The 16,798-nt window shown below is 46.0% G+C and carries 15 protein-coding genes, 3 tRNA genes and 3 rRNA genes; 14 read left to right on the forward strand and 7 right to left on the reverse strand.

Annotated features, from left to right (window positions below):
- Positions 1–2 precede the first annotated feature (2 nt).
- Positions 3–380, forward strand: a complete 378-nt coding sequence (locus tag QJR74_RS00635) for a DnaJ family domain-containing protein (RefSeq protein WP_304372718.1) — start codon at positions 3–5, stop codon at positions 378–380.
- Between the two features lie 39 nt (positions 381–419).
- On the opposite strand, the gene mscL is transcribed toward QJR74_RS00635, so the two are convergent.
- The 5 genes from mscL to def all read right to left on the reverse strand — a co-directional run bounded on the left by mscL (position 420) and on the right by def (position 5,127).
- The gene (mscL, locus tag QJR74_RS00640) at positions 420–821 is read right to left on the reverse strand and encodes a large-conductance mechanosensitive channel protein MscL (protein ID WP_071433407.1); all 402 of its coding nucleotides are present in this window, start codon (positions 819–821) and stop codon (positions 420–422) included.
- 94 nt (positions 822–915) lie between these two features.
- A complete protein-coding gene (trkA, locus tag QJR74_RS00645; RefSeq protein WP_304372719.1) occupies positions 916–2,292 on the reverse strand; it encodes a Trk system potassium transporter TrkA in 1,377 nt (458 codons plus the stop codon).
- Positions 2,293–2,316: 24 nt separating this feature from the next.
- Complete coding sequence (rsmB, locus tag QJR74_RS00650; RefSeq protein ID WP_304372720.1) at positions 2,317–3,606, reverse strand: 16S rRNA (cytosine(967)-C(5))-methyltransferase RsmB; 1,290 nt, start codon at positions 3,604–3,606, stop codon at positions 2,317–2,319.
- Between the two features lie 36 nt (positions 3,607–3,642).
- On the reverse strand, positions 3,643–4,590 hold the full coding sequence (gene fmt / locus QJR74_RS00655) for a methionyl-tRNA formyltransferase (RefSeq protein ID WP_304372721.1): 948 nt from the start codon (positions 4,588–4,590) through the stop codon (positions 3,643–3,645).
- 30 nt (positions 4,591–4,620) lie between these two features.
- Positions 4,621–5,127: a peptide deformylase gene (def, locus tag QJR74_RS00660; RefSeq protein ID WP_304372722.1), complete on the reverse strand. Its 507-nt coding sequence runs from the start codon at positions 5,125–5,127 to the stop codon at positions 4,621–4,623.
- A 101-nt stretch (positions 5,128–5,228) separates the two neighbouring features.
- Here def and dprA point away from each other — a divergent pair, with 101 nt between their 5' ends.
- Genes dprA through QJR74_RS00690 form a run of 6 tightly spaced genes read left to right on the forward strand, consistent with a single transcriptional unit; the run spans position 5,229 to position 9,036 of the window.
- Positions 5,229–6,365 (forward strand): DNA-protecting protein DprA, encoded by a 1,137-nt coding sequence (gene dprA / locus QJR74_RS00665; RefSeq protein ID WP_304372723.1) that lies wholly within the window; start codon positions 5,229–5,231, stop codon positions 6,363–6,365.
- Positions 6,337–6,810, forward strand: a complete 474-nt coding sequence (locus QJR74_RS00670; RefSeq protein ID WP_048912833.1) for a DUF494 family protein — start codon at positions 6,337–6,339, stop codon at positions 6,808–6,810. Before dprA ends, QJR74_RS00670 begins: the two co-directional genes overlap by 29 nt.
- 23 nt (positions 6,811–6,833) lie before the next feature.
- Positions 6,834–7,385 carry a DNA topoisomerase family protein gene (locus QJR74_RS00675; RefSeq protein WP_304372724.1) on the forward strand — a complete coding sequence of 184 codons (552 nt, stop codon included), beginning with the start codon at positions 6,834–6,836 and terminating at the stop codon, positions 7,383–7,385.
- Positions 7,386–7,389: 4 nt separating this feature from the next.
- The gene (locus tag QJR74_RS00680; RefSeq protein ID WP_304372725.1) at positions 7,390–7,962 is read left to right on the forward strand and encodes an L-threonylcarbamoyladenylate synthase; all 573 of its coding nucleotides are present in this window, start codon (positions 7,390–7,392) and stop codon (positions 7,960–7,962) included.
- Positions 7,963–7,966: 4 nt separating this feature from the next.
- The gene (gene aroE, locus QJR74_RS00685) at positions 7,967–8,788 is read left to right on the forward strand and encodes a shikimate dehydrogenase (RefSeq protein WP_304372726.1); all 822 of its coding nucleotides are present in this window, start codon (positions 7,967–7,969) and stop codon (positions 8,786–8,788) included.
- Positions 8,785–9,036, forward strand: a complete 252-nt coding sequence (locus QJR74_RS00690) for a DUF1488 domain-containing protein (protein WP_304372727.1) — start codon at positions 8,785–8,787, stop codon at positions 9,034–9,036. The genes aroE and QJR74_RS00690 overlap by 4 nt, the downstream gene beginning before the upstream one ends.
- Here the strand turns inward: QJR74_RS00690 and QJR74_RS00695 are convergent.
- A complete protein-coding gene (locus tag QJR74_RS00695) occupies positions 9,018–9,557 on the reverse strand; it encodes a gamma carbonic anhydrase family protein (RefSeq protein ID WP_304372728.1) in 540 nt (179 codons plus the stop codon). The two genes, QJR74_RS00690 and QJR74_RS00695, sit on opposite strands and share 19 nt — an antisense overlap.
- Positions 9,558–10,007: 450 nt before the next feature.
- On the opposite strand from QJR74_RS00695, the gene QJR74_RS00700 reads away from it, so the two are divergent.
- The 6 genes from QJR74_RS00700 to QJR74_RS00725 all read left to right on the forward strand — a co-directional run bounded on the left by QJR74_RS00700 (position 10,008) and on the right by QJR74_RS00725 (position 15,385).
- Positions 10,008–11,550 (forward strand): 16S ribosomal RNA (locus tag QJR74_RS00700).
- Positions 11,551–11,636: 86 nt separating this feature from the next.
- A tRNA-Glu gene (locus QJR74_RS00705) sits at positions 11,637–11,712 on the forward strand.
- 190 nt (positions 11,713–11,902) lie between these two features.
- A 23S ribosomal RNA gene (locus QJR74_RS00710) occupies positions 11,903–14,810 on the forward strand.
- 207 nt (positions 14,811–15,017) lie between these two features.
- A 5S ribosomal RNA gene (gene rrf / locus QJR74_RS00715) occupies positions 15,018–15,133 on the forward strand.
- Together the 16S, 23S and 5S rRNA genes with 3 tRNA genes alongside form the textbook arrangement of a ribosomal RNA operon.
- 92 nt (positions 15,134–15,225) lie before the next feature.
- A tRNA-Asp gene (locus tag QJR74_RS00720) sits at positions 15,226–15,302 on the forward strand.
- A 7-nt stretch (positions 15,303–15,309) separates the two neighbouring features.
- Positions 15,310–15,385, forward strand: a tRNA-Trp gene (locus tag QJR74_RS00725).
- A 112-nt stretch (positions 15,386–15,497) separates the two neighbouring features.
- On the opposite strand, the gene hdfR is transcribed toward QJR74_RS00725, so the two are convergent.
- On the reverse strand, positions 15,498–16,322 hold the full coding sequence (gene hdfR, locus QJR74_RS00730; protein ID WP_304372729.1) for an HTH-type transcriptional regulator HdfR: 825 nt from the start codon (positions 16,320–16,322) through the stop codon (positions 15,498–15,500).
- Between the two features lie 121 nt (positions 16,323–16,443).
- On the opposite strand from hdfR, the gene QJR74_RS00735 reads away from it, so the two are divergent.
- Positions 16,444–16,782, forward strand: coding sequence for a DUF413 domain-containing protein (locus tag QJR74_RS00735; protein WP_304372730.1), 339 nt, complete (start codon positions 16,444–16,446; stop codon positions 16,780–16,782).
- The last annotated feature ends 16 nt before the right edge of the window (positions 16,783–16,798 follow it).

The following is a 16,798-nucleotide window of genomic DNA, read 5'->3' on the forward strand; positions in this document are numbered from 1 at the left end:
CTATGATGTTTCTCGATTCTCTTGTTGAACGGCACATTCAAACTGCACAACAACAAGGGCAGTTTGATGATTTACCCGGTGCAGGTAAACCTTTGGTATTAGATGATGATAGCCAAGTACCCGAAAATTTAAGAATGGCTTATCGCATATTGAAGATGAGTGGTTTTTTACCTGATGCACTGCAACTTAGGCAAGAAGCGCTTACTGTTCAGTCTCTTTTAATTAACGCGACAGATGCTGATGAGCAGTTTACTCATAATGCTCATTTAGAAGTGCTTAAACTGAAGATAGCTCAGGCAGGTTTTTCGACTCAATTTCTTGAGGAAGTGGGCTATGGAGAGGTTGTGAAAGACAAACTATTAGGAAAAAATGGAGTATAAAAAAGCCATAACATCGTGCTATGGCTTTTTTTCAAAAATTTATTGTTTCGTTTTTAGTAGATCACGAATTTCTGTCAACAACACTTCTTCTGCGCTTGGTTTGGCAACTGGTTTCTCAACTTCTTTCTTTTTATAAAGCTTATTCATCACTTTAATCGCTAAGAAAATAGCGAATGCGATGATGATAAAATCGAAAATTGATTGAATGAAGATACCGTACTGTAAAAGAACTGCTGGCGTATCACCCACGGCAGGCTTCAGCGTAACTGCCATATTTTTGAAATCGATACCACCGATCAATAAGCCTAGCGGCGGCATAATGATGTTTGCAACGAGAGAAGAAACGATCTTCCCAAATGCAGCACCAATTACCACACCGACAGCCAAATCGACCACATTCCCACGCATAGCAAAATCACGGAACTCTTTAAATAAACTCATGCAGGCTATTCCCTTAAAAGATGAATGAAACGGTACTTTACTAAAATAAAATTTATATTACTACGTATGGGTGCCTATCAATTACGGCATCAAGTTATAAGAAGAAAGGACTTGGTTGGAAAAGCTTCTCTACATCGCTCACATATTTCTTATCGGTTAAAAACATAATGACATGATCGGCTTGCTCTATTCTGGTTGAGCCATTAGCAATAATAACTTCATCACCTCTTACTATTGCCCCGATAATCGTGCCGGGTGGCAGTTTTATTTCTTGTATAGTCCTTCCTACTACCCGAGAAGTACTCTCCTCACCATGAGCAATTGCCTCGATAGCTTCTGCTATACCTCTACGCAGAGAATGCACACTTACAATATCTGCTTTCCTGACATGTCCTAGTAAAGCTGAAATAGTGGCTTGTTGAGGAGATATTGCAATATCAATGACACTACCTTGCACTAAATCGACGTAAGCTCGTCTTTGTATCAAGACCATGGCTTTTTTCGCCCCCATTTTTTTAGCTAACATGGCAGACATGATATTGGCTTCATCGTCGTTAGTAACGGCGATAAAGAGATCAACCTGGTCGATATTCTCTTCAGCCAAAAGCTCTTGATCTGAGGCATCACCATAAAAAACGGTAGTATTATTGAGCTGCTGTGCCAGCTCAGCCGCACGTTCTTTATTACGTTCAATAAGCTTAATACTATATTGTTTTTCAAGTTTCTTAGCTAAACCGAAACCAATGTTGCCCCCACCCACAAGCATGATTCTCTTATAAGGTTTTTCCAGGCGCTGCATTTCACTCATTACTGCCCGAATATGCTGATTCGCAGCGATGAAGAAGACTTCATCGCCTGCTTCAATAATGGTGGTACCTTGGGGGCGAATAGGGCGGTCTTGTCTAAAAATCGCGGAGACCCGACTTTCTATGTGAGGCATATGTTCGCGCATCGTTGAAAGCGGATTACCAACGAGGGGGCCACCGTAATAAGCTTTGACTACCGCAAGACTGACTTTATCATCCGCGAAGTTAACGACCTGCAATGCCCCAGGATATTCGATCAGTCTAAATATGTTATCGATCACTAATTGTTCTGGTGCGATGAGATGATCAATTGGGATCGCTTCTGGAATAAAGAGCTTATCCATATCGTGTAAGTATTCAGATGCTCGGATCCTAGCAATACGATTAGGCGTATTAAAAAGCGTATAGGCAATTTGGCAGGCGATCATATTGGTTTCATCAGAACTGGTGACGGCTACCAACATATCAGCATCTTCCGCTCCTGCCTCTTCTAAAGTACGGGGATGGGATCCGGACCCGGTAACTACCCGAAGATCGAACTTATCTTGTAAACCACGTAAACGCGTTGGGTCAGTGTCTACGACGGTCACATCATTATTCTCGCCTACTAGATTTTCTGCAAGCGTACCGCCAACTTGACCAGCGCCCAGGATAATAATTTTCATCGTCGTGACACTCTTATCGTTAAATTAATGTTTGATGAGTTTTGCGTAGAAGAAACCGTCACCGCCCAATTCAGAAGGGAGTACCTGTAAACCTTGCTCTGTACCTCCTGGAAGGACGACGTGGCTCGCGTCAGAATGCGAGGTTAGGAAATCTGCCACTTGGCGACTGTTCTCTTCCGGAAGAATCGAACAGGTTGCATACAGTAATGTACCGCCTGATTTAAGTCGCTTCCAAGCGGCTTCGAATATCTCTTTTTGCAGCAAGGCTAACTCAGCAATATCATTATCTCTTCTAAGCCATTTGATATCAGGATGTCGGCGTATTACACCGGTTGCTGAGCAGGGTGCATCAAGAAGAATGCGATCAAATAGCTGGTCTTCAAGCCACTGATCAGGATAGCGGCCATCCCCACAAATCAAGGTTGCGGTTAAATTTAGACGATCAAGATTTTCGGCTACTCTTGCTAGACGTTGTTCATCAATGTCAACTGCAGTGACCTCTGCATTGCTGGCGAGTTCAAGTATGTGCGTAGTTTTTCCGCCAGGTGCGGCACAAATATCAAGAATCTTCTCGCCTGGTTGTGGGTCTAAATAAAGGGAACAACGTTGGGCAGATAAATCTTGTACCGTTACCCAGCCATCTTGAAACCCAGGGAGCAAGGTGACACCTACTGGTTTTTCAAGACATAACGCTTGAGGAGAGAGGGGGCTAGTTGTCGCAGAGATACCCGCTTCTTGCAGTAAGTTAAGCCAATCATCTGTTGAATGGTGAAGTGCATTTACTCTTAGCCACATAGGAGGACGACTATTGTTTGCTTCTAAAACAGAAATCCATTGATCTGGCCAAGCGGCTTTTATTCTATTAATAAACCATGATGGGTGAAGATGCTTAACAGAATCTGGGGCTTGGTCAAAGGTAAATTCTGACTGGCGTCTTTGATAAGTCCTCAATACACCGTTAATAAGACCTTTCAGGCTCTGACGTTTTAGTGAAACCGCGGCTTGGACTGTCTCTGCGAGAGCTGCATGAGGGGGGACTCGTGTATTTTTTAGCTGATAGATACCTACCATTAATAAGTAATGAATAACCCTATGCTTACCTTTCATTGGCTTATCCATTAACTGCAGGATAATGTGATCGAGTTGTGGTAAGAAGCGTATCACCCCAAAACACAGTTCTTGAAGTAACCCTCGATCTTTTTCAGGTAATTGTCGTTGTGCTTGTGGGAGAACTGTTGATAAAGATTGGCCTTTATCAATAACCTGCTCAACCAATTGTGCGGCAATCCCGCGCAGGTTAGCTGTATTTTTCATGCATTACTCATATGGTGATTGAAAGGCCAAGGCTTTCTAATTAAGAACCGTTCCAGGCGTAAACCACTCTTGACGGGAATTTAGGAGATCTTGTGCCGTCATGGGTTTTTTACCCGCGGGTTGCATTATCTCAAGATTTAAGATGCCTTCACTGGTTGCCACTTGAATACCTGATTTATCAGCAGATATGATCGTTCCGGGCTCACCTTTGTCATCAGAAGGAAGCACCGAAGCTCGCCAAACTTTGATACTCTGCTCCTGTATTACAAAATGGCTAAATGGCCACGGATTGAATGCTCTAATACAACGCTCTAAGGTCGTAGCTGGCAGGCCCCAATTCATACGGGCTTCTTCTTTACTTAGCTTGTGAGCATAAGTCGCTAGGCTGTCGTCTTGTTTTTCAGGAACTAGCGTATTTTGTGCGAGCTGGTGTAAGCTTTTTAAAAGAGCTTGAGGGCCCAATTCAGCAAGCTTGTCGTAAAGTGAGGCGCTAGTATCATCAGGAAGGATAGGGCAAGAGACTTTCAATAGCATATCGCCAGTATCTAAACCAACATCCATCTGCATAATAGTGACCCCTGTTAGCTCATCACCCGCCCATAACGCTCTTTGGATAGGTGCTGCGCCACGCCATGCGGGCAGCAAAGAGCCATGCACATTCAAGCATCCTGATTTAGGCATCTCTAATACTTTAGCGGGTAAAATAAGACCATAAGCGACAACGACCATGACGTCTGCATCCAGATCAGCCACTAATTGCTGCTGTTCAGGGCTTCGCAGTGATTCGGGTTGGAATACTGGGAGGCCATGGGCTTCGGCGACAACTTTAACGGGCGACGGCATCAGTTTTTTCCCGCGCCCAGCAGGACGGTCGGGCTGAGTGAAGACTCCAACCACTTGATAAGGTGAGTTGAGCAAAACTTCTAAATGTTTTGCAGCAAAATCCGGTGTCCCGGCAAAAATTATTTTTAAGGAGTCTGACACTGTACCGTTCTCTACGTAAAAAGTAATAGGTTAGCTGCGGTTTTGACGAGCGAGTTTCTCAAGTTTTTGACGAATACGTTGACGCTTCAACGGTGAAAGGTAATCGATGAAGAGTTTACCCTCTAAGTGGTCAATCTCGTGTTGAATACAAATTGCGAGTAAACCATCCGCATCAAGTTCGAATTGCTCACCTTCACGGTTTAATGCCCGAATACTCACTTTTTCAGCTCGTGGAACTAACGCACGCTGTTCAGGAATAGAAAGACATCCTTCCTCAATACCTGTTTCGCCACATTTAGTGAGAATCTCGGGATTGATCAATACCAGGCGTTCATTGCGTTCTTCAGAGACGTCAATCACGATAATACGCTGATGAATATCAACTTGAGTGGCGGCAAGACCAATACCTTCCTCGGCATACATTGTCTCGAACATATCATCGACGATCTGTTTGATGTCGTTAGTGACTTGAGCAACAGGCTTAGCTACTTTGCGAAGCCGCTCGTCAGGATAATGTAGTACTTGTAACACTGACATAAATTTCCAAATATCTATTCAAAAAGGGTTAATTATCTACCCTTATTGTAGCCCTTTCACTGCATGATTGACAGTCTTGTTAAGGCAACGGAGTGGTCAATATGCAATCGGAATTAAAGGAAATCGAAACATGGCTTCGATGCGCAGCCATTAAAAATATTAAGCATCCTCATCGTCTCCACCTGATAAATGTCCTGTTGCAACATTCTCAGATAAGCAATGATACGCTTCGGCAATTGCGACTTAATGGAAGACAAATTACTCAATATAATGATTTTTCGATAAAAGAAGTTACGCAGGCTCAGCAGTGGATTAACGATAAGGAACAATATTTTATCCATTACAATCATCCCTTTTACCCTAAATCCCTCAAGCAATGTGCCTCGCCTCCTTTGTATCTCTTTGCTAAAGGAAATATCAAACTTTTAGATGAGGTACAACTGGCAATTGTGGGAAGTCGTAACTGCTCATACTATGGGAAGTATTGGGCTGAAAGGTTATCGAGCGATATTGCTTCCCACAATGTCGTTATTACTAGTGGGCTAGCAGTAGGGATTGATGCAATTGCACACCGTGCAGCATTAGAGAGTAAAGGGGCGACGATAGCGGTATTAGGGAGTGGATTAGGGCACATCTATCCACCAGAAAATATTTCCCTTTATTATGAAATTATTGATAAAGGAGGGCTGGTGGTTAGTGAGTTTCCGTTAGGCATACCTCCTAAAGGTGTTAATTTCCCAAGAAGGAATCGGATCATTAGTGGGCTAAGTGTTGGAACCTTGGTTGTTGAAGCTTCGCAGCGAAGTGGTTCGTTAATTACTGCTCGGTATGCTTTAGAACAAAATAGAAATGTGTATGCGCTGCCTGGTTCATTACATAGCCCATACTCAGCTGGCTGCCATTGGTTAATTCAACAAGGAGCATTATTAGTTCGAGAGGCCGGAGATATTATTGAAGATCTCCATTCTTCTCATCCTTCTGTGCTTTATCCGCCACACAAATCAATAAATTTTGAACAGAGTGACAAAGTACCATTGCCATTTGCTCATCTCTTGGCTAACGTAGGAGATGAAGTAACATCTGTTGACGTTGTCGCTGAACGTGCCGGCCAACCTGTGCCAGAAACAGTTGTCGCATTACTGCAGCTGGAGTTAGCAGGATGGATCGCAGCTGTACCCGGCGGCTATGTCCGATTAAGGAGGGCAAGCCATGTTCGACGTTCTAATGTACTTGTTTGAGACATATATCCATAGTGAAATAGAAATGCAGGTGGATCAGGATAAGTTAACCAATGACTTAACTGATGCAGGTTTTCACCAAGAAGATATATACAATGCTCTGAGTTGGTTAGAGAAGCTTGCAGATTATCAAGATGGGTTAGTCGAACCATTATTGATGCTTAATGACCCACTCTCTGTTCGTATCTACACTGAACAGGAAAGCATGAAATTAGATGCAGAATGTCGGGGCTTCATTTTACTGCTTGAACAAATGCAGGTCCTAAACATTGAAACACGTGAAATGGTTATTGAACGTGTGACTGCTCTCGATACTCAATCATTCGAATTGGATGATCTCAAATGGGTTATATTGATGGTTCTTTTCAATATACCTGGGTGCGAGAACGCCTACCAACAGATGGAAGATCTACTATTCGACGTAACGGATAGAGTGATCCACTGAAAATTGTTGTTAATTGTGAATCCATGTCTAAAGTCGAATTATTTTCTGCAGCGCAAAAAGAGCTCTGCCCCCAGTGTGGTGCAGAGCTTGTTATACGCTCGGGCCCACATGGCCCATTTCTAGGTTGCTCAACGTTCCCTCAATGTGATTACCTTCGTTCATTATCACCCTCTGCCGATGGGCATATTATCAAAGTACTCGAAGGTCATGCCTGTCCGAAATGTGGGGCTGATAAGGCATTGAGGCAGGGGCGTTATGGAATGTTTGTTGGTTGTACTGACTACCCAGCCTGCGATTATTCAGAGGCAATCACACATACAGATTCGACAGAGGTGCAGTGCCCTGAATGTCAGAATGGGACTCTAGTAAAAAGACAGTCGCGCTTCGGTAAAACGTTTTACGCTTGTTCAGAATATCCCAAATGTCGCTACGCATTGAATAATCGCCCTGTTAACGGAGTCTGCGCCCACTGTGGGTTTAAGCTGCTCTACAATAAAAAGAGTGTGAAAGGCTTAAAAACCTTTTGTGCTAATAAATCCTGTGGAATAGAAGTAGATTCTATTTCTGAAGAGTAAAAGAATGTCTAACATCACTTATCAAGAATCGTTAACCCGCTGTATTCAGTCACTACATGATGGAAAAGTTATCGCTTACCCTACCGAGGCAGTATTTGGTCTTGGCTGTGATCCTGATAATCAACAAGCTGTGGAGAAATTACTCCAGCTTAAACAGCGACCCGTGGAGAAGGGACTTATTCTTATTGCGGCATCTTATGAGCAATTACGTTCTTATATAGCCGTTGATGAAATAAGTGAGTTACAGGAAAAGAGGATGTTAGGCCACTGGCCGGGACCGGTAACTTTCGTTGTACCCGCATCGCCCAGCGCTCCAAAATGGATTACTGGGAAATTTGAAAGCATTGCGGTACGAGTCACCGACCATCCTGTTGCTAGACAACTTTGCGAATCTATTGGTAAACCATTGGTATCAACCAGCGCCAATCTGTCGGGACAGCCTCCCGCTAGAGTCTGGCGTGAGGTTATCGAGCAGTTTGGAGAAGATTTTGCAGTGGTCAAAGCTTCGACCGGAGGACGTGAGAATCCTTCAGAGATAAGAAATGCTTTAACGGGCGAACGTATTCGTGAGGGGTAACCAAATGCATAAATATGACTATGTCGTGATAGGGAATCCCATTGCTCACAGTAAATCCCCTTTCATTCACCAACTGTTTGCTAAACAAACGGGGATTCCTCATCACTATGGTAGCTTATTGGTAGAGTTGGGAGCGTTCGAGAAATCGGTTAAGCAATTTTTCGAACAGGGCGGTAAGGGGGCCAACGTTACCCTACCCTTTAAGCAAGAAGCTTTTACGCTCGCTGATCAGTTAACAGAGCGAGCCCAATGTGCTGGGGCCGTGAACACGTTAAAACTTCTCAAGAATGGCGAGATTTTGGGTGATAACACTGATGGTGTCGGTCTTGTCTCAGACATTCATCGACACTTCGATTTAAATGCGAATGCTAAGGTACTTATGTTAGGGGCTGGTGGTGCTGCAAGAGGAGCAATTCAACCACTACTGCAGGCTGGCTATCAGCTATCAATAAGTAATAGAACGCAATCTAAAGCGGAAGCGATGATTAATGAATTTAGCGAGATAGGCATACTCTCTCTCCATCTAGAAGGTGATACGCATTGTGATTACGATCTTATTATTAATGCAACGTCTAGCGGAGTAAGCGGTAAACGCCCATCACTGAGTGAAGATTGTTTGAAGCTTAGTACGAGTTGTTACGATATGTTCTACCAATCGGGTAATACGCCTTTTATAGATTGGGCGATAAGCCATAATGTAAAAGACACGGCGGATGGCCTTGGTATGTTAGTCGGGCAAGCTGCACACGCTTTTGCGCTTTGGCACGAGACTATGCCTGATATTGAACCTGTGATTAAGCAGCTGCGTAGCGAGATGTCTGCATGAATCAAGCTATACAATTTCTAGAGGATGAGTATCTCGACTCTGAGAGCCAAGCAGTTATGTTCTCGGCATTGGACAGCGGCCGTAAATTGACCTGTGCAATTAGTATTGCCGACTTAAGCATCCACTTCGGCGTTGGCGATGCACTAACCCTTTTTGACCAAAACCGTTGGGATATTGAAGAAATGGCCGAGAAGGCCATTACCTCTGAGCTTGACGATTCAGACGGCCGTTACTGGCTATCAAGATAATCTTGCTTCCAAGTTTTGTAATTTTCTGCTGATTTCTTTAAACCTTTTATTTCGTCATCTGTTAATGGGCGTATCTGTCTGACTGGATTACCCATATAGAGATAACCACTTATCAATTTTTTGTTTGACGGAATAAGGGTACCTGCACCAATTAATATGTCATCTTGAATTTCAGCTGCATCAAGGATGATGCTACCCATCCCGATTAACACTCTATTACCGATCCGACAACCATGCAGCATAACTTTATGGCCGATAGTGACGTCATCACCGATTATAAGAGGATGGCCGAGTGGATTCTTTTCGGAACGATGGGTTACATGTAATACAGAACCATCTTGTATATTGCTTCTTGCACCAATAGTGATCTGATTAACGTCGCCACGAATAACCACAAGTGGCCATATGCTTGAATGATCCTTAAGGATCACATCGCCGATGACTACCGCTGAGGGATCAATGAATACCTCTTTACCAACAGTTGGGGAATACGCCTTAAAGCGTCGCAATGGGTTTTGCATAATCTTTCAACCTTTTGAATATGAAATCACGGTAATGATCGCTTATTTCTAAGGCAAAATGCATCCTTTTCATACGGAATGATTTAATAATCACCACTCAGTAAAAAAGTTTAAATAATCCCTTGCGCTCTGAGCGGAACTCCCTATAATGCGCATCCACTGACACGGCAAAGCACGATACGCAGCGCGGTGACAGGGACTGAAGCGATTCGGTCCAGGAGAAAAAATCAAAATAATGATTGACTCCTGAGGTGAAGCGAGTAATATACGCCACCTCGCGACAACGAGTTAAAACGTTGATTCGCAATGCTCTTTAACAATTTATCAGACAATCTGTGTGGGCACTCGCAGGATTGATATCACAAAAAACTTTGTAGTATCAAGTCTTGAAGAGTGACACTGAAAATTCATTTACGAATAACAGAATAATTTCTTTGAGCATCAAACTTTAAATTGAAGAGTTTGATCATGGCTCAGATTGAACGCTGGCGGCAGGCCTAACACATGCAAGTCGAACGGTAACAGAGAGTAGCTTGCTACTTTGCTGACGAGTGGCGGACGGGTGAGTAATGTCTGGGGATCTGCCTGATGGAGGGGGATAACTACTGGAAACGGTAGCTAATACCGCATAATGTCGCAAGACCAAAGCGGGGGACTTTCGGGCCTCGCACCATCGGATGAACCCAGATGGGATTAGCTAGTAGGTAGGGTAATGGCTTACCTAGGCGACGATCCCTAGCTGGTCTGAGAGGATGACCAGCCACACTGGAACTGAGACACGGTCCAGACTCCTACGGGAGGCAGCAGTGGGGAATATTGCACAATGGGCGCAAGCCTGATGCAGCCATGCCGCGTGTATGAAGAAGGCCTTCGGGTTGTAAAGTACTTTCAGTCAGGAGGAAGGGTGTGAAACTAATACTTTCATGCATTGACGTTACTGACAGAAGAAGCACCGGCTAACTCCGTGCCAGCAGCCGCGGTAATACGGAGGGTGCAAGCGTTAATCGGAATTACTGGGCGTAAAGCGCACGCAGGCGGTTTGTTAAGTCAGATGTGAAATCCCCGGGCTCAACCTGGGAACTGCATTTGAAACTGGCAAGCTTGAGTCTTGTAGAGGGGGGTAGAATTCCAGGTGTAGCGGTGAAATGCGTAGAGATCTGGAGGAATACCGGTGGCGAAGGCGGCCCCCTGGACAAAGACTGACGCTCAGGTGCGAAAGCGTGGGGAGCAAACAGGATTAGATACCCTGGTAGTCCACGCCGTAAACGATGTCGACTTGGAGGCTGTTCCCTTGAGGAGTGGCTTCCGGAGCTAACGCGTTAAGTCGACCGCCTGGGGAGTACGGCCGCAAGGTTAAAACTCAAATGAATTGACGGGGGCCCGCACAAGCGGTGGAGCATGTGGTTTAATTCGATGCAACGCGAAGAACCTTACCTACTCTTGACATCCAGAGAATTTAGCAGAGATGCTTTAGTGCCTTCGGGAACTCTGAGACAGGTGCTGCATGGCTGTCGTCAGCTCGTGTTGTGAAATGTTGGGTTAAGTCCCGCAACGAGCGCAACCCTTATCCTTTGTTGCCAGCACGTAATGGTGGGAACTCAAAGGAGACTGCCGGTGATAAACCGGAGGAAGGTGGGGATGACGTCAAGTCATCATGGCCCTTACGAGTAGGGCTACACACGTGCTACAATGGCGCATACAAAGAGAAGCGACCTCGCGAGAGCAAGCGGACCTCATAAAGTGCGTCGTAGTCCGGATTGGAGTCTGCAACTCGACTCCATGAAGTCGGAATCGCTAGTAATCGTAAATCAGAATGTTACGGTGAATACGTTCCCGGGCCTTGTACACACCGCCCGTCACACCATGGGAGTGGGTTGCAAAAGAAGTAGATAGCTTAACCTTCGGGAGGGCGTTTACCACTTTGTGATTCATGACTGGGGTGAAGTCGTAACAAGGTAACCGTAGGGGAACCTGCGGTTGGATCACCTCCTTACCTGTAAGATACATTGCTGCGTAGTGCTCACACAGATTGTCTGATGAAAATGTAAAGAAGCAAGGCGTCTTGCGAAGCAGACTTATGTCCCCTTCGTCTAGAGGCCCAGGACACCGCCCTTTCACGGCGGTAACAGGGGTTCGAATCCCCTAGGGGACGCCACTTGCTGGTCTGTGAGTGAAAGTCGCCGACACTATTATCTTAAAGCTGACTTACGAGTCGTCTTTAAGATATTGCTCTTTAAAAATCTGGAAACAAGCTGATAAATTGAAAACACTGAATAATGAAAATTATTCGGAGTCTCTCAAAGACTTTTACAGTCTACAACGTCTAAGACGTCTGTGGGTTGTGAGGTTAAGCGAATAAGCGTACACGGTGGATGCCCTGGCAGTCAGAGGCGATGAAGGACGTGCTAATCTGCGAAAAGCGTCGGTAAGGTGATATGAACCGTTATAGCCGACGATATCCGAATGGGGAAACCCAGTGTGTTTCGACACACTATCGTTAACTGAATACATAGGTTAACGAGGCGAACCGAGGGAACTGAAACATCTAAGTACCTCGAGGAAAAGAAATCAACCGAGATTCCCCTAGTAGCGGCGAGCGAACGGGGAGGAGCCCAGAGTCTGCATCAGTCAGTGTGTTAATGGAACGGTCTGGAAAGTCCGGCGATACAGGGTGATAGCCCCGTACATGAAAATGCACTGATTGTGAGCTCGAAGAGTAGGGCGGGACACGTGGTATCCTGTCTGAATATGGGGGGACCATCCTCCAAGGCTAAATACTCCTGACTGACCGATAGTGAACCAGTACCGTGAGGGAAAGGCGAAAAGAACCCCGGCGAGGGGAGTGAAATAGAACCTGAAACCGTGTACGTACAAGCAGTGGGAGCACGCCTTGAGCGTGTGACTGCGTACCTTTTGTATAATGGGTCAGCGACTTATATTTTGTAGCAAGGTTAACCGAATAGGGGAGCCGCAGGGAAACCGAGTCTTAACTGGGCGTTAAGTTGCAAGGTATAGACCCGAAACCCGGTGATCTAGCCATGGGCAGGTTGAAGGTTGGGTAACACTAACTGGAGGACCGAACCGACTAATGTTGAAAAATTAGCGGATGACTTGTGGCTGGGGGTGAAAGGCCAATCAAACCGGGAGATAGCTGGTTCTCCCCGAAAGCTATTTAGGTAGCGCCTCGTGAACTCATCTTCGGGGGTAGAGCACTGTTTCGGCTAGGGGGCCATCCCGGCTTACCAACCCGATGCAAACTACGAATACCGAAGAATGTTATCACGGGAGACACACGGCGGGTGCTAACGTCCGTCGTGAAGAGGGAAACAACCCAGACCGCCAGCTAAGGTCCCAAAGTCATAGTTAAGTGGGAAACGATGTGGGAAGGCCCAGACAGCCAGGATGTTGGCTTAGAAGCAGCCATCATTTAAAGAAAGCGTAATAGCTCACTGGTCGAGTCGGCCTGCGCGGAAGATGTAACGGGGCTAAACTATGCACCGAAGCTGCGGCAGCGACACTATGTGTTGTTGGGTAGGGGAGCGTTCTGTAAGCCGTTGAAGGTGAACTGTGAGGTTTGCTGGAGGTATCAGAAGTGCGAATGCTGACATAAGTAACGATAAAGCGGGTGAAAAACCCGCTCGCCGGAAGATCAAGGGTTCCTGTCCAACGTTAATCGGGGCAGGGTGAGTCGACCCCTAAGGCGAGGCTGAAAAGCGTAGTCGATGGGAAACAGGTTAATATTCCTGTACTTGGTGTTACTGCGAAGGGGGGACGGAGAAGGCTAGGTTATCCGGGCGACGGTTGTCCCGGTTTAAGCGAGTAGGCTGATAGTTTTGGTAAATCCGGACTATCTTAAGGCTGAGACGTGATGACGAGGTTCTACGGAACTGAAGTAATTGATGCCATGCTTCCAGGAAAAGCCTCTAAGCTCTAGGTAACATTGAATCGTACCCCAAACCGACACAGGTGATCAGGTAGAGAATACCAAGGCGCTTGAGAGAACTCGGGTGAAGGAACTAGGCAAAATGGTGCCGTAACTTCGGGAGAAGGCACGCTGGCGCGTAGGTGAAGGGACTTGCTCCTGGAGCTGAAGCCAGTCGAAGATACCAGCTGGCTGCAACTGTTTATTAAAAACACAGCACTGTGCAAACACGAAAGTGGACGTATACGGTGTGACGCCTGCCCGGTGCTGGAAGGTTAATTGATGGGGTTATCCGTAAGGAGAAGCTCTTGATCGAAGCCCCAGTAAACGGCGGCCGTAACTATAACGGTCCTAAGGTAGCGAAATTCCTTGTCGGGTAAGTTCCGACCTGCACGAATGGCGTAATGATGGCCAGGCTGTCTCCACCCGAGACTCAGTGAAATTGAAATCGCTGTGAAGATGCAGTGTACCCGCGGCAAGACGGAAAGACCCCGTGAACCTTTACTATAGCTTGACACTGAACATTGAGCCTTGATGTGTAGGATAGGTGGGAGGCTTTGAAGTGTGGACGCCAGTCTGCATGGAGCCAACCTTGAAATACCACCCTTTAATGTTTGATGTTCTAACGTAGACCCGTGATCCGGGTTGCGGACAGTGTCTGGTGGGTAGTTTGACTGGGGCGGTCTCCTCCCAAAGAGTAACGGAGGAGCACGAAGGTTAGCTAATCACGGTCGGACATCGTGAGGTTAGTGCAAAGGCATAAGCTAGCTTGACTGCGAGAGTGACAGTTCGAGCAGGTGCGAAAGCAGGTCTTAGTGATCCGGTGGTTCTGAATGGAAGGGCCATCGCTCAACGGATAAAAGGTACTCCGGGGATAACAGGCTGATACCGCCCAAGAGTTCATATCGACGGCGGTGTTTGGCACCTCGATGTCGGCTCATCACATCCTGGGGCTGAAGTAGGTCCCAAGGGTACGGCTGTTCGCCGTTTAAAGTGGTACGCGAGCTGGGTTTAGAACGTCGTGAGACAGTTCGGTCCCTATCTGCCGTGGGCGTTGGAGAATTGAGGGGGGTTGCTCCTAGTACGAGAGGACCGGAGTGAACGCACCACTGGTGTTCGGGTTGTCATGCCAATGGCATTGCCCGGTAGCTAAGTGCGGAAAAGATAAGTGCTGAAAGCATCTAAGCACGAAACTTGCCCCAAGATGAGTTCTCCCTGACTCCTTGAGAGTCCTGAAGGGACGTTGAAGACTACGACGTTGATAGGCTGGGTGTGTAAGTGCAGCGATGCATTGAGCTAACCAGTACTAATGACCCGTGAGGCTTAACCTTACAACGCCAGAGGCGTTTTGGATTGAGAGATTTATCAGCGCGTTGACAGATTTTAAGAAACGAATTTGTAGAAACGATGGATTTTTATCGTAATCAAGGCGACAACCGAGCGATAAGAAGGAGCATACACCGGTATGTGACTGAATAGCGCGAGGGAAGTTAACGCCGAGTACGTTAAAAAGACACGTTTTTAGCACAAAGAATTTGCCTGGCGGCACTAGCGCGGTGGTCCCACCTGACCCCATGCCGAACTCAGAAGTGAAACGCCGTAGCGCCGATGGTAGTGTGGGGTCTCCCCATGCGAGAGTAGGGAACTGCCAGGCATCCAATTAAGACCAATAGGTCATGACCACACCCTTGACACGGTGCGGGAGAAACAAGCAAGGTAGCAATGCTGCTTTGAGACAGAATCGGTGGAGCGGTAGTTCAGTTGGTTAGAATACCTGCCTGTCACGCAGGGGGTCGCGGGTTCGAGCCCCGTCCGTTCCGCCACCTTTTTAGGGGCGTAGTTCAATTGGTAGAGCACCGGTCTCCAAAACCGGGTGTTGGGGGTTCGAGTCCCTCCGCCCCTGCCAGAAAGTAAAATCCTTTACACAAGTAAAGGATTTTTTTTTGCCTAAAATTTATGTTTTTTCAATTCTTATTTAAAAAGGTGCTATCCGTCTTTTGACGTCTAACACCGATTTCTTAGCCAATACTGACCGGTATATCAATCAATTGCTTTAATTCTTGAAGATGGTCACTATTTTGTAGCCATACAGCGTACAGTGTTCTGGGTATTAATGGCGAATTTTCAACTTTGATAAGATCGGGGTAAAGTTCGTCCCAGTAGTCAGGTAGGAAAGCGCAGCTATTCGTCGAGCCAAGTAACTCACGAGCGATATTAGCTGAGGTCGTGGTTAACAGATACGAGTCATCGATTTCTGCAAGATACTCATCATGGTATTGAAAATCCGCTCCCCATTCGACTTTTATATAACGGCTTTTTTCATCTTGATGACTATTTTTAGAACGGAATAACGCCAAATTTAATGAACCAATAGGCTGGCTGGCTAACTCATCCATTTTTGGTGCTTCAGTGGTGATGAGTAAGTCGAGTTGACGTTCATGTATTTGTTTAACCAGCAGGTGTCGTTGTGCAACTCTTGCTTCAATATGTAGCTCGTCATACTCTTTGTAGAGTGATCTCAGCCAATTGGTTAAGTACCCCTCCCATAATGCCGTACTCGCCCCTACAGACAGCTCATGGTGTTGTAAGGCTAATGCGACGTCTTTCTTTGCCTGAGCCCAAGTCGACATCAGCGCATCAGCATAGGGTCTTAGCTTTTCTCCCGCAGTGGTTAATCTGATATTATTGCGGTGTCGAGTAAATAAACTGACTCCTAGCTGATTCTCAAGCTGCCTAATTCGAAAACTTACTGCCGATTGTGTGAGATATAAAGCTTCGGCAGCGCGACCGAAGTGTCGTGTACGACTCACTTCTAAGAAAGTTTTCAGTAATTCAGTGTCCAAAGCATATCTCCAAAAAAATTTATCGTATCAATTTAAATCTTTTGTTTTACACTTTGTCAAGCCTAACTAATACTCCGCGGCATGAACCACACAGCTATTAATAGAAGCAGGAGCGTGTTATATGGCGGAAAGCTTTGTAACTACCCACCGTTTTTTTGATAATAAGCATTACCCGCGTGGATTCTCCCGTCATGGAGATTTTACGATTAAAGAAGCTCAGTTTTTAGAACGTTTCGGTTTCGCGATGAATGAGCTCGACCTCGCTAAGCGTGAGCCAGCCAACGAAGAAGAAAAACAATTTGTTGAAGTTTGTCGCGGACAACGTCCCGCAGAGACTGAAGCAGAGAAAGTTTGGTCTAAGTATATGGCTCGTATCAAACGTCCTAAGCGCTTTCACACCTTATCCGGCGGTAAACCGCAAATGGATACGGTCGAAGATTACAGTGATAGCGATGACTGATAAAAGGGCTCACTGA

This window comes from Tatumella ptyseos (assembly GCF_030552895.1).
In the GTDB taxonomy this organism is placed as follows: Bacteria; Pseudomonadota; Gammaproteobacteria; order Enterobacterales; family Enterobacteriaceae; genus Rosenbergiella; species Rosenbergiella ptyseos_A.

Excerpts from the sequence above, each read along its gene's own strand:
- QJR74_RS00670 (WP_048912833.1), top strand. The coding sequence starts at position 6,337 with ATGTTCGACGTTCTAATGTACTTGTTTGAGACATATATCCATAGTGAA.
- QJR74_RS00695 (WP_304372728.1), bottom strand. The coding sequence starts at position 9,557 with ATGCAAAACCCATTGCGACGCTTTAAGGCGTATTCCCCAACTGTTGGT.
- trkA (WP_304372719.1), bottom strand. The coding sequence starts at position 2,292 with ATGAAAATTATTATCCTGGGCGCTGGTCAAGTTGGCGGTACGCTTGCA.
- aroE (WP_304372726.1), top strand. The coding sequence starts at position 7,967 with ATGCATAAATATGACTATGTCGTGATAGGGAATCCCATTGCTCACAGT.
- dprA (WP_304372723.1), top strand. The coding sequence starts at position 5,229 with ATGCAATCGGAATTAAAGGAAATCGAAACATGGCTTCGATGCGCAGCC.
- QJR74_RS00680 (WP_304372725.1), top strand. The coding sequence starts at position 7,390 with ATGTCTAACATCACTTATCAAGAATCGTTAACCCGCTGTATTCAGTCA.
- QJR74_RS00635 (WP_304372718.1), top strand. The coding sequence starts at position 3 with ATGATGTTTCTCGATTCTCTTGTTGAACGGCACATTCAAACTGCACAA.
- QJR74_RS00735 (WP_304372730.1), top strand. The coding sequence starts at position 16,444 with ATGGCGGAAAGCTTTGTAACTACCCACCGTTTTTTTGATAATAAGCAT.
- rsmB (WP_304372720.1), bottom strand. The coding sequence starts at position 3,606 with ATGAAAAATACAGCTAACCTGCGCGGGATTGCCGCACAATTGGTTGAG.
- def (WP_304372722.1), bottom strand. The coding sequence starts at position 5,127 with ATGTCAGTGTTACAAGTACTACATTATCCTGACGAGCGGCTTCGCAAA.
- mscL (WP_071433407.1), bottom strand. The coding sequence starts at position 821 with ATGAGTTTATTTAAAGAGTTCCGTGATTTTGCTATGCGTGGGAATGTG.
- QJR74_RS00690 (WP_304372727.1), top strand. The coding sequence starts at position 8,785 with ATGAATCAAGCTATACAATTTCTAGAGGATGAGTATCTCGACTCTGAG.
- QJR74_RS00675 (WP_304372724.1), top strand. The coding sequence starts at position 6,834 with ATGTCTAAAGTCGAATTATTTTCTGCAGCGCAAAAAGAGCTCTGCCCC.